General features: G+C 36.1%; 9 protein-coding genes and 1 tRNA gene. 7 read left to right on the top strand and 3 right to left on the bottom strand.

The features are described from left to right. Positions 1 to 907 precede the first annotated feature (907 nt). Positions 908 to 1,633 (bottom strand): hypothetical protein, encoded by a 726-nt coding sequence (locus F6K06_RS24795; RefSeq protein ID WP_124146088.1) that lies wholly within the window; start codon positions 1,631 to 1,633, stop codon positions 908 to 910. A gap of 73 nt (positions 1,634 to 1,706) precedes the next feature. On the opposite strand from F6K06_RS24795, the gene F6K06_RS24790 reads away from it, so the two are divergent. The 4 genes from F6K06_RS24790 to prmC all read left to right on the top strand — a co-directional run bounded on the left by F6K06_RS24790 (position 1,707) and on the right by prmC (position 6,305). Next, on the top strand, positions 1,707 to 2,258 hold the full coding sequence (locus tag F6K06_RS24790; protein ID WP_124146087.1) for a GNAT family N-acetyltransferase: 552 nt from the start codon (positions 1,707 to 1,709) through the stop codon (positions 2,256 to 2,258). Between the two features lie 411 nt (positions 2,259 to 2,669). After that, positions 2,670 to 2,743, top strand: a tRNA-Pro gene (locus F6K06_RS24785). Between the two features lie 1,871 nt (positions 2,744 to 4,614). Further along, complete coding sequence (locus F6K06_RS24780; RefSeq protein ID WP_124146086.1) at positions 4,615 to 5,364, top strand: Tic22 family protein; 750 nt, start codon at positions 4,615 to 4,617, stop codon at positions 5,362 to 5,364. A gap of 35 nt (positions 5,365 to 5,399) precedes the next feature. Beyond that, positions 5,400 to 6,305 (top strand): peptide chain release factor N(5)-glutamine methyltransferase, encoded by a 906-nt coding sequence (gene prmC / locus F6K06_RS24775; RefSeq protein ID WP_124146085.1) that lies wholly within the window; start codon positions 5,400 to 5,402, stop codon positions 6,303 to 6,305. A gap of 180 nt (positions 6,306 to 6,485) precedes the next feature. Here the strand turns inward: prmC and F6K06_RS24770 are convergent, their stop codons facing one another. Beyond that, positions 6,486 to 6,917, bottom strand: a complete 432-nt coding sequence (locus F6K06_RS24770; RefSeq protein ID WP_287243343.1) for a hypothetical protein — start codon at positions 6,915 to 6,917, stop codon at positions 6,486 to 6,488. A gap of 738 nt (positions 6,918 to 7,655) precedes the next feature. Between F6K06_RS24770 and F6K06_RS24765 the strand changes: the two genes are divergently transcribed. Further along, on the top strand, positions 7,656 to 8,243 hold the full coding sequence (locus tag F6K06_RS24765) for an L-threonylcarbamoyladenylate synthase (RefSeq protein ID WP_124146084.1): 588 nt from the start codon (positions 7,656 to 7,658) through the stop codon (positions 8,241 to 8,243). Between the two features lie 34 nt (positions 8,244 to 8,277). Continuing rightward, positions 8,278 to 9,225, top strand: a complete 948-nt coding sequence (locus tag F6K06_RS24760; RefSeq protein WP_287243340.1) for a sensor histidine kinase KdpD — start codon at positions 8,278 to 8,280, stop codon at positions 9,223 to 9,225. Between the two features lie 453 nt (positions 9,226 to 9,678). On the opposite strand, the gene F6K06_RS24755 is transcribed toward F6K06_RS24760, so the two are convergent. Beyond that, positions 9,679 to 10,167, bottom strand: coding sequence for a GNAT family N-acetyltransferase (locus tag F6K06_RS24755; protein WP_124146082.1), 489 nt, complete (start codon positions 10,165 to 10,167; stop codon positions 9,679 to 9,681). A gap of 1,004 nt (positions 10,168 to 11,171) precedes the next feature. On the opposite strand from F6K06_RS24755, the gene F6K06_RS24750 reads away from it, so the two are divergent. After that, positions 11,172 to 12,221 (top strand): low specificity L-threonine aldolase, encoded by a 1,050-nt coding sequence (locus tag F6K06_RS24750; protein ID WP_287243339.1) that lies wholly within the window; start codon positions 11,172 to 11,174, stop codon positions 12,219 to 12,221. Positions 12,222 to 12,439: the final 218 nt, after the last annotated feature.

Below are 12,439 nucleotides of genomic sequence, written 5' to 3'. Positions count from 1 at the left end.
TTGAGGCGTTAGCGGAGCTTTGCTGAGGCAATCGCTCTCCATTTTTAAGCGTTGGCGGAGCAAGTGCGGCAGCTATATCGCTCTAGATGACCATACTCTATATATAGTGTCTTTGCGTAAGTCCTGAGTATATTAATGATTTAGGGAGAACGGGAGATTAGGGAATAGGGAAATACTGAAATTTACTAAAATTTTCCGATTAGGGTTTGCTGAAAAAGTCTTATGAGTGAGGGTAGGATCAGGGCAAACGCATCTTATTTTGCCGTTCCCTATATGTAGTGTTTATTTGATTTTATAGACACTATATGTTGAAAGTCTATTGTCAACAAGCGCAATAAAACCCGGTTTATTGATAATTACCCCTAGTTTATTGACGAGATGCGTTTGCCCTGAGGGTAGGATTTAGGAATCAGGAAGACCAAGTCAGGATAAATGGGAATTGATGTGGGTAATGGATAGACTTAATAATAGGGGTTAACGGCCGTCAACCCCTACAAATGGCCTATAATTTTGTTTTTTGGGTAATTCCTATAGGTAAGTTAGGACATAAAAGAGAGAAATGTTTTTCCCACTTTTCCCAGAGACGGTCACTTCAGGGAGTGGAGTATGTCAACTCCACGTACAACACAGCTTTGGTTAAAGAGAGCCAGGGTGTTTTAATTCCTGGATTAGAGTACAGAATTCTGATACAGCAGATTCGGTTGTACATGAGATACAAATATTAACGTTTGCTAACTCAAAGCTCCCCTAACAGATGTTCCCATAACAGGCAAGAAGTCCGCACTGGATACTCACGCCTGATCAAATCTGCTGTATTTAGATTCCTTTTGCCTTTTTGGTTGTTATTTTTACCTTTGGTAATTTCGGTAATAATTTCTTTCACCACTTCATGTTTAATTTCTACACATTAGTATCTTTCTCCCATCAATCTTTGTCGCATACCTTCAGCAATTTTTTGGCCTAAGTATTCTGGAATCAAACTTTCATTAGGCCCCAAAAGATAAAGAATAAGACGAGTTCGCCCACGCCAAACTAATAGGTTGGCGTTAACTACTAACAAATCTTCTTGCCAGATGGCATACATAACTTTATAGAATAGACCTGGTTGATTATCTGCTTCAATCAATAGTGCTGGTAGATGAAATACAGGATCGACATAAAATTCTGTCGCTACTTCTTCTAAACCACTATCTAGATTAAACTCTACAGCTAACATTTCTTCTACCTCGAAACGGCCTGCCAGTGATTCTTGGATGGCACGACAAACATTTTCTGAGGTTTTCTCTGTTAGTGCTTTGCCCCCCCTAGATATTACTAATTTGATAAAGACCAACATCGGTGGGTAAATTTGTCCATAAAGACTGAGGCTATGAATAGTTAGTCCATAGGCAGCTAAGACCCCAAAAATATCACTGAGCAAAAATGATTGATTTCGGTAGGTAAAGTGCAGGGCACTTTTGCTGCCTTCTGGTTTTAGTTCTATTACAGCTTGTTTACTTTTATACAGTTGATATGCTAACTTCAAATTTTGCAGTTGGATATCACTACTTACAAATTGCTCATAAAACTGTGGAAACGCTCGGTTGAAGCGCTTTAGCAGTTCTAGTGTTGATGATTTTAAACCCGGAGCCATAATCGAAGAGAGGGAACGGGATATATACTATCTAATAATGTCATCCAACTTCTACTAACTTAACCACGCCTGCATGGGTTTTTGGAAAAATTTGTTTAGCGGCTCTGAGCCAACATCTCACCCTCAAAATCCAGATTATGAGGGATACACTACTATTGGGGAAGGAAAGGCTTCTTCTCAAGCTGTTCGTTCACCTAATAGAAGTAATGGACGTATATTTTTTAGTACAGATCGAGACATAGATATATATGAACTTGAAGAACTCTGTAATGCTGTTGGTTGGTCTCGCCGCCCATTACGCAAAGTAAAAAAGGCCATTCAACATAGTTTTCTTGTTGTCTCTATGTGGCAGATGCGAGGCAGTCAAAAAAGACTGATTGGCTTTGCCAGAGCAACATCAGACCATGCTTTTAATGCCACTCTTTGGGATGTAGTTGTTCATCCTGATGTCCAAGGCAAGGGCTTGGGGAAAGCATTGATGAAGTACATCATCAAAAAACTTCGTAGCGAGGATATCAGCAATATCACCTTATTTGCTGACCCTCATGTTGTTGATTTTTACCACAATTTAGGTTTTATCTCTGACCCAGAGGGAATTAAAGGAATGTTCTGGTATCCAGATTAGCTGTTTTTGATTGGATCAAAATTATGATTAACCAAATAATATTCTAATAAATCTAGAATTTAGATTTTTTTAGCATGGGCATTTTTCTCACTTTTAACTTATTTAAATATATGCAGAATGTATTATTAGTTAGTCAAGAAGGTTGATTAACGTTTATATGGGTAGCTTAAAGGCCTTAGATACTAACTAAGTTTTGAGGATACTTTAAATTTGTCTCCTGTAAAAACTCAATTGGTATATTATTTCTAGTGCGATGCTCCTGTAGAATCTAAAATCTAGAGATAATGATTCAAGGATTTTTGTTCCTAAAAATTTCCTGAATATATGGGCAAATTTGTTTGGTGTAAAATTTTTTTTGAATTTTTTTGCACAACTTGTGAAAATTGAGCTATAATAAATTTATAGTTCAACCGGGATGTAGCGCAGTTTGGTAGCGCGCCTGCTTTGGGAGCAGGATGTCGCAGGTTCAAATCCTGTCATCCCGATAATTACAGAATTACAAATAAATTAGGTATAAACATTTAAAACCTCACCCTGAAGCACAGAAATTTAAATAAAACTTTTTTGGGCATCTTGTCTACCCCGGCTATACCTTGCTGAGATGAAATCTTCTAATCTTCTAAAGTTTAGCTCTACTTATCTAGTGGTCTTTAGACATTTTATCTGATATAAAGTAGCTGTTTGCGTAGCATGACCTAGGAACAGTCAGTCCAGGCAAGGAAAAAATGTCAAAGCCATAAAAATGGCTAAAATCCTTATCGCTACTGGATTTATACCTTTTTGATCTCAAAACCTCTGTTTGTATAGATTTAAGGACTTTTTTTGCCTGATTTTTGTCTATAGCAGGGAATAATAAATTGGTAACAGTGGGAAAAACATTTTCCCTTATTGGGATCATCATCTGCATAAGTCCTAATCTACTAACTATTGCTATAAATCCCAATAGACATCTCCAGAAAAGAGGGAATAGGGAATAGGGAATAGGGAATAGGTATGGAGGGGGAAATAACTGATAATTTCTGTACGATAATTGATTTGATTTTGGATTTTTACCAGATGTCTAATAGTTAGTAGATATAGCAATGTGCGCTGGCATATTTACACATTATTTTTTGTACACCTTTTCGCTTACTGCACTTTGAGCTGGACATTGTAAATACCTGAGCGCTCATTGCTATAAGTTTTCAAAAGTCACTAGGCTAATATTCTAGTGAGCTAAGTCCGGCTTATCAAATAGATTTATAACTTTTCGCTGTTCCCTGGTCTCTATTTTCAATCATATACTATGTTCCTTAGGTCCAAAATATTAAATTAATTTTGCACAGTTACTTAGTCTTTGTAGTCTACTCAAATTAAAACAACTATAGAACCCATTTGATATCTATTTAAAAAGATATGGGAAGACGGGGATATAGGGAAGTAGAGAGTATTTTTCAATCTGCTTGGTGCCCGTTCCCTTCTCTTGGTCGGCGTTCCCATGGCGAGACGCGGGTTCACATCCGCCTTTTCCCTTATGTCTTCTCTCCATCTCCTGACTCAGTCCTCCTGACTCCTGGTAAAAAAAAAGCGGGTCGCAGACATTAATACCAAATGGGTTATATAAACAGATACACTCCCTCGTTTGTTAAAAAGCTGAGTGCTGAACGCTAATAGCGACATGCTTTCCTATTCTCAATGTAGTTATAGTTTTGAAAATTAATCTATACATTCCGTTGGATGAGGCAAAAAATTTTGAATTTTAGTCGATAGCTTAACCTAGAATTGAATAATTTATAATTTAACCCTCCTTTAGGAGAAAGACTATGTCTTAAGTATCTGTAAACTACTATGTTTTTATTTATTGTTAGCTTAAGCAAATGAAAAAATTGTGTTATAATCAACTACAGTTATAACTGTTTTTCCATCAATCATACTCCTATGGTTGTCAATTTACTAATGTGGTAAATTAATCATAGATTAGCTTTTATCTAAAATAACAATTTTCGTAAAATTTATAATTCAGTGAAATTAAAAGCATAAAATTAAACTATTTTTATGATTAATTAAAATACTGTTTGAGATCAAGTAATCGCTCAATTCCATAATTTAATTTTTCCAAAAATAATGATTTTATTGAATTATTAATTAATCACAGCTAAATATGTTTTTAAAACGGTAAAAAAATCAGGATATCTTAGTAAACTATGGAATAAATATTTTGATGATTGATGTGATAGTTAAATCTTAAAAAGATTAAATCATGTTTATTAGTGGCTTATTGAACAAATTAACATGATATTTTCATGTCTATCTGTAAGTTATTTGATGTTCATAACTTTTATTTTTGCTGCATTATTTTAAATAATTTGGAGAATCTATGAAATCATTAATTCGCCTAAGTGTAGTGTTAGGAATAGTAACTAGCACTTTGATAAGACCTTCTGTCAAAGATATGTCTGCATTAGCGCTATCTGCAGAAGAAGTCTTGCAGAAGTTAACTCCTGTGCCTGTATTTACAATAACCGATCAAAATGGCTCTCCTCTTGTAGCTTCTATCAAAAAAGAAGGTAATGAAAATTCTTCTGTGGCAGGGGTTTTTATTAGTAAGAGTGATGCAGATGCTTTTGTAGAAAAATTAAAAGGAGAAAATCCTGATTTGGCAGCTACGGTTAAGGTAGTGCCTGTATCTCTGGGTGAAGTTTATGAAATGAGCCAATCTAGTCAGAATAATCAGCAAAAGCTACAGTTTGCTTATGTTCCAATTAAGAGGCAGGTTGAATCTGCGAAGATTTTACTTGAGCAAAATGGTCAGGATGTTAACCAGTTCAATGGAGTACCTTTATTTATGGCTAAAGGTGGACCTGATGGTGGATATTTAACTATTCAACGTGGGGAACAACAAGTTATTCCTATGTTTTTTAATAAGGAAGATTTGCAGGGAATGTTGGAGCGAGCTAAGACTCAACAACCTGATGTTTTTTCTTCTGTGAAAATTGAAGTTGTGAATCTTGAAGGTGTAATTAAGGCCCTGGAGAAAGATGACGATCCTTTCTTAGAAAAAATTATTTTTATTCCTCCCAGGGAGTCTTTAGAGTTTGTACAACAGTTAAAACAATCTGGTAATTAATAAATTAAAATTTCAATTTTCAGCGATCGCGATTAATGGACTTTTCTTCGGAGTGTGTAGTTTCAGGTCTAGACCTTTGGCAATGGTATCGCAGTGCTCAGAGTGATGGTTTAAAGGCAGGTATCTATGTTGCTGAGGTTGATTGGTTGTTGCAAGAATTTGCTGGACTAGATCGATTAACGCTTCGTTTAGAGTCTTTTAAAGATTGGCCTAATATTTCAATGAGGCTTTCTTTAGTTGAGTTGAATAATCTTTGGTATAGACGTTTAAATGAAAAGGTTCCGCTTCAATATTTAATAGGGGTTACTTATTGGCGGAATTTTTCTTTGGAGGTGGGTTTTGGGGTTTTGATACCAAGGCCAGAAACAGAGTGTTTAATCGATCTGGTTGTAGCAGCTACTAATAGTGTTTCCCATCTTCAACAAGGAATTTGGGTAGATATGGGAACTGGTAGTGGGGCGATCGCTTTTGGGTTGGCAGAAGTATTGACAGAAGCTTCTATTTATGCTGTGGATTGTAGTCCAGAAGCTTTAGCTATTGCTAGACAGAATGGGACAAAATTGGGTTTAGGGAACAAGATAAATTTTTGTCAAGGTTCTTGGTGGGAACCATTGGAGCATTTGCGAGGTAAAGTGAGTGGAATGGTGGCTAACCCTCCTTATATTCCTAGCGATATGGTTTCTACTTTGCAACCAGAAGTCAGGAAACATGAGCCTCATCTTGCTCTTGATGGTGGTATTGATGGCCTAGAGTGTATTAGATTTTTGATTGAAACAGCTCCACTATATTTAGTTTCTGGTGGTGTTTGGTTGGTGGAGATGATGAGTGGGCAAGGGGAGATGGTGGCTGAAATGTTGCAAGATGATGGAGCTTATTGTCGGGTTGAGATTTTTTCGGATATTGAGGGTGTTGATCGGTTTGCTATGGCTTATTTGAGGTAGCAATTATTATTTTCTTGAGCTTCAAAAAATTTTCACAGGGTCTTTTTATGGAATAAGTTGAAAATATAATTGGTATTTTTTTTGTACTGTGGGGTAGTCCATATATATTCCGGCTTTTCCAGGTTCACAGCTTCCATTCTTGCCTTCTGAAACACCTTGATCACCAACCCAAAGTAATTCTCATTTACCTATTTCATTGTTGATTTTGATATCTAAATTTATAGGTTTGTGATTTTTCTTATGAGGAAAATTATGATCTTTTTGTAATAATGGAAGTTCAATATTTGTGTTTGCTGGAGATGAATGCTCAAGAAGAGTTGCTTCTCCTTTTACTACTGTTATTCCATCACTTTTATCTGTGACTTGATTAATTTTAACTTCTCCAACTTCTATATGGTCTAGCCTGATGGGTTGATATCTAACTTCAATTCTTTTTCCTTCTTGGAATAGATTTTTGCAATGTTTGTTTTTACAACTATTTTGTGCTATTCCTAAAGAGCATCTAATTTCTGGGACGAAAATGGCTACAAGTATACCAGTTACAGGAATAGCTATACCTATTAAAAAAACATTTATTCTTTTCTTCCAACTCTTTTGTTCAGAATTACTCATGGATTTGATGATAAGTCAAAGGTAAAATATAGTATTTATCAATATTTGGATGATATAAATACTATTCTAATTCTACTTTCCCTGCTATAAATTTGCCTATTTTTTTCAAACAAAATCTAAAATTGTTTTAGAGGGTAAAGTTATGAAGTTTAGTCTTTATTGAAATTTTAATTGAGGAGACAATTTCTGGTAATTTAGTTAGTTTTCCTACTGATACTGTACCAGCACTGTCAGCTTTATTAACTGGAGCTGATTTAATTTTTCCAGGAAAGGGTCGCAATTAAGATAAAGCTTTAATTTTTATGAGGGCAACTGGTTGAAATAATTTAATTTGAAGGTCAATTCATTTTATGAAGCTCCCTGAATTGAGGTTTTTTTCTGCCAGAGATACTGAAATTACCTATAATTTTTCAAAAAATTAAAAAACAAAAAACAAAAAAATAATCACTTTAGTCTGTATTGAAACTCTAATTGAGGGACTAATTTCTGGTAATTTAGTGAGCTTTCGTACTTATATTGTACCACAACTGGTAGCTCGGCCTGACAAAAGTGCTGTAATTTTTCAACTGAAGGGTCGCACTCAAGATAAACCTTTAATTTTAATGAGGTCAACTGGTTGAAATAATTTAATTTGAAGTTCAAATCATTTTATTAAGCTCCCTAAGTTGAGGGTTTTTCTGCCAGAGATGCTAGAATTAACTATAATTTTTCAATAAATTAAAAAACAAAAAACAAAAAATGAGCTTAGTATCTATTGAGACTCTCATTAAAGGGGCTATCTCTGGTAATTTAGTTAGCTTTCCTACTGATACTGTACCAGCATTAGCGGCTCTGCCTCAAAAAGCAGATTTAATTTTTCAAGCAAAACGTCGTAGTCCAGATAAACCTTTGATTTTGATGGGGGCAACTCCCGCATCTTTGTGGCCTTATGTTCGAGGAAGTGATGAAGAGTTGCAGTTATGGCAAGAGGTTGCTCAGAAGTATTGGCCTGGACCTTTAACTTTGGTGCTGCCAGCTTCGGAAATGGTTCCTAGAGAAATGAACCCTTTTGACCCAACTACCATTGGAATCAGGATACCTAATTGTGATATTGCTAGGGAAATTATGACTCAAACTGGGCCTTTGGCTACTACAAGTGCTAATTTCTCAGGTCAACCTCCCCTGGGTCGAATGGCTGAAATTAATGCTCAATTTCCAGATGTTTTAGTATTGTCCCACGAACAGGAGATAATCTTGGCTTCTGGAGTGCCTTCTACTGTTGCTAAGTGGAACGAAATTAGTTGTTGGGAAATCCTGCGTCAGGGAGCGGTCAAGTTAAAATTTTAAGGGTACGGTTATATTTTTTAATATTTTTATTCCCATGGGATGGAACGATTTTTTATTCTTGGCATTAGGATTAGGGTTTGGACTAATAGGCGGCAGATTATGGTTGAGGCAAAAAACTGAGAACTTGTCAACACCTTCTGTGGTGTCATCACCTGAAGTATCTAATTTAGAGGAAGTAGAAGGTGTTTTAGAACAGCTGAAACAGACTCAACTTGCATACCAGATGGCATCGGAAATGAGTAAGTTTAAGGCTGGTTTTTTGGCTCGAACTTCTCATGAGTTGCGATCGCCGATGAATAGTATGATTAGTACGCTACAGTTAATTATTTTTGATTTAGCTGATAACCCGGAAGAGGAACGTGAATTTGCTAACCAAGCGTATAATTCTGCGTTAAAAACTTTGGGACTACTTGATCGAATTATTGATGTAGCTAAAACCGAGCATGGTACTGAAAAACTTAAAATAGAACCGCTTCAGCTTAGTAAAGTGTTAGAGGCGGTGGATGATTTAACTTGTTTACAAGCTGCTAACCGTAGTATTCGTTTGAAGATATTACCTCCAGACTCTAATATTTATGTTTTGGCGGATGAGTCTCGTCTGAAGCAGGTTTTGATTGGTTTAGTTGATACTGCGATCGCCGAAATGAATGAAGGTAGTATTAATGTTTCTGTTCATCCCGCACAAGAATCTGGTTATGTTAATATCTGGATTGACGATCAACGTCCAGTTAGTGCGTGGAGTGAGTCTTGGGATTTACTCAAACAGAGTCATGAGGAGAAAACAGAAAAGGTTGTGAGTTGTGATTTTCAGCTTTCTCCTGGTATGAGGTTGTTAATGAATCAAACTTTGTTAGGAATAATGAATGGACGTTTAGAGGTATTGGCAACACCTTCTGATGGTAAGGAGTCTGATTTTAACCGGACTCAATGTTCTATTCCTATGAGTATAGAAAACAATGAGAGTTCGGCGTTGGTGAATTAGTGTATGATATTAATCTTAATTACTTAGGGTTTGCTGAAAAAGTCTTTTAGTAGGGGTAGTAGACAGGAGACAGGAGAAATAGGAATGAGCAAGGAGGTAGGAGTAAGAATTGTAAGAATGATTTTTCTACCATAGTCAGCCCAAAATACTAGCTTTTTGCAGCTCTTGGCACCGAAAAACTGGCACTTTTTTGAACCCCAAAAAGGCTAATGCCTTTATTTATCAATATAGCGCTGTGCGCAGGCAACAGCTCATCTGGCAACAGCTCATCTGGGGGAATAAATTGCTGATAATATAAGACTTTTAGCTATTTGGCCCCTCCTGCAATTTGTAAATATACAAGCGCTCATTGCTATACTTTCAGATTTATTCAGCAAACCCTCCTGACTCCTGACTCCTGACTCCTGACTCCTCCGTAGTTATTTATTTATCACTGTTCAACCGGACATGATATTACTTTTGAGCAAGTAGTAATGCTTTGTTCCTAGTTGTTAATTCTATTTCTCCTTCCATTGGTTGATTGTGCAATATCATTGTTGTGTTTTGGTTGTATTGAAATCCTATGCGTTTGTAGAAATCCTGTTGGTAGGTTGTCATTAGGTAGACTCGTTCTACATGGCACATTCGTGGATGACTTAAAATTGTTTGCACTAATTTGCGTCCTAGTCCTCCACCTTGATAGTTTGGGTGAATGACTATGTCCCAAATTGTACCTCTGTATACGCAGTCTGATGTAGCACGACCAAAACCTATCATTTTTTGACTATCCCATACACTCACGACTGGGTTGCTGTTTGCAATAGCTATTTCTAAATCTTCTATTTTTCTATTTTTTGCCCATACTGCTGCGGAATCAAATAAAGCCACCAGTTGGGCAATATCTACTTTTGAGTTACCTTCGCAGAATTGTATATGACGATAATCTCTGGTAGTGTTTTTCATGTTTAGTCAGCTCTCTATAAATTTCAATAGGAGTCATTGAGGAAGGCAGAAGTTATATCATGTCTGGTAGCATCGGTATTGTATAGCAAAGGTAGGCAACAGGCAACAAACAGGAAAGCTTAAGAGCAAGAAAAAAACTTAAATTTCCTGTAGATATCCACGCTAACTTTTACACAAACCATACCAACGGGCATGATATTAGAAGTTATTTTTGTTACAGGGATGTGTGAGCAACCCTCCAAAAATATTTCGCTAATCAAGGCGGGGTTTTAGACCCAATTATTTTGATAAATAATTTTTACTTTTGCCTATTTTTGTTTCTATTGAATATATTTTTGGACTAATTTGTATCTTGATCTTTTATATCAGCTTTTTCCCGCTCAAAGAGAAATAAAACTAATAAATATATTCAGGTTATTTGATATTTTTTGAGTGCTGTTTTGATTGTAGATTATTTTACTTACCTCCAAATTTTGAAAGCTAGTAATAGTTGAGGTTTATTTCTTAACTATTTTGTATAGTATCATTCTTTTTTCTAATTATCAATATACTAAGAAGATGTTTTTTCTTAGTTGTGTCAAGATTTGATAACAAATTGAATTAGCTATAATTTTATATGAAAAGTTTTTTTTTGTGTGTAATTTTTACTATATATAATTAATAATAACCATTATACCTCTCCGATAATTAATCTCAGACCCTTGTCATACCTGGACAAAAACTTAGTTTCCGGAGATGTCTATTGATAAACAGTAATTAATATTTGGTGCTGCGTTATTCAGGTAAATATAGACTCTACGAGGGTGTAAGTTCCACTATCTTAGTCACTGAAAAACTCCTTTGTACCTACTGATATCATGTAGGGGCGCAATTGCGAAGTCCATGCCGTCAGGCTATATGGCCATCTGCTCCGACGACTCCTGACTCCTGTGAAATCATACATTTATTTAGCAACGCCAATTTTTTTAGTCCTTTAGCAAAATCAAGTTAACAATATGGGAAATATGAACTTTTGTAGTGATAATGTGACTGAGGTATGTCCAGAAATTATGGCTGCTGTGATAGCTGCTAATGAAGGGTCTGCAATGCCTTATGGTGCAGATGAATATACTCAACGCTTGGAAGCTAAATTCTCAAAATTATTTGAAGCTCCTGTGATAATTTTCCCTGTTGCTACGGGTTCCGCTGCTAATGCTCTTGCTTTATCAGCGATCGCTCCTCCTTATGGAGCTATTTATTGTCATGCTGAATCTCATATTAATGTAGATGAATGTGGTGCTCCAGAATTTTATACGGGTGGTGCGAAATTGGTGACGCTTGGTGGTACAGATGCTCAAATTAATCCTTCTGACTTAGCTACAGCATTAGAAAAAGCTGGTATTGGTATAGTGCATCATGTTCAACCAGCAGCAGTTAGTATTACTCAAGCAACGGAAGCAGGAACAGTTTATTTACCAGAAGATATAGCTGAAATAGCAAAATTAACTCACGATCGCAATCTGTATCTACATATGGATGGAGCGCGTTTTGCTAATGCTGTTGTTAGTTTGGGTTGTGCGCCAGCAGATATAACTTGGCGAGCAGGGGTGGATGTATTGTGTTTTGGAGCCACTAAAAATGGAGCGATGGCAGCGGAGGCAGTAGTCTTTTTTAATCAAGAATTAGCAAAAAAATTTGGCTACCGTCGCAAACGCAGTGGGCATTTATTCTCAAAAATGCGATATTTGTCTGCTCAGTTAGAAGCTTATATTACTGATGATCTATGGTTGAAAAATGCCAGTAATGCTAATCAGATGGCTACAAAATTAGCGCAAGGTTTGGTCAAGTTTCCTTTGGTCAGGTTATGTCATCCAGTGGAGGCAAATGAAATTTTTGTAGAAATTCCTGAGTCTGTGGTTACTGGTTTGAGAGCGGATGGTTTTCAGTTTTATGTTTGGCAGGAGGCAACTTTCCCTATAATTAGAGTTGTAACTGCTTTTAATACTAGGGATGAAGATGTAGATGCTTTTTTGGAAAGTGTTCAATCTCATTCTGCAGTTAATGTGATGGAATAGACATTTCCGCATATCTTCTATATTACTCCCAAATGTAGTTTCTGGTGCCACTATACGATCTATCTTTATCAAAACTTTATAATCATTCTTAGCATAGCTATAGACCTCAAAGCTTTATATAGCAGTTAATTCCATTGATTTAAATTACTAAGAATACCATCGGCAAAATTAAAGATTCTGTAAAGTTTAGCATAAGAGGGTTGTAGGAATTTGGGGGG

The organism is Okeania sp. SIO1H4 (assembly GCF_010672695.1).
Classification (GTDB): Bacteria; Cyanobacteriota; Cyanobacteriia; order Cyanobacteriales; family Microcoleaceae; genus Okeania; species Okeania hirsuta.
The sequence above is the reverse complement of the archived record's forward strand: the minus strand, read 5'-3'. Positions and strand labels throughout refer to the sequence as shown.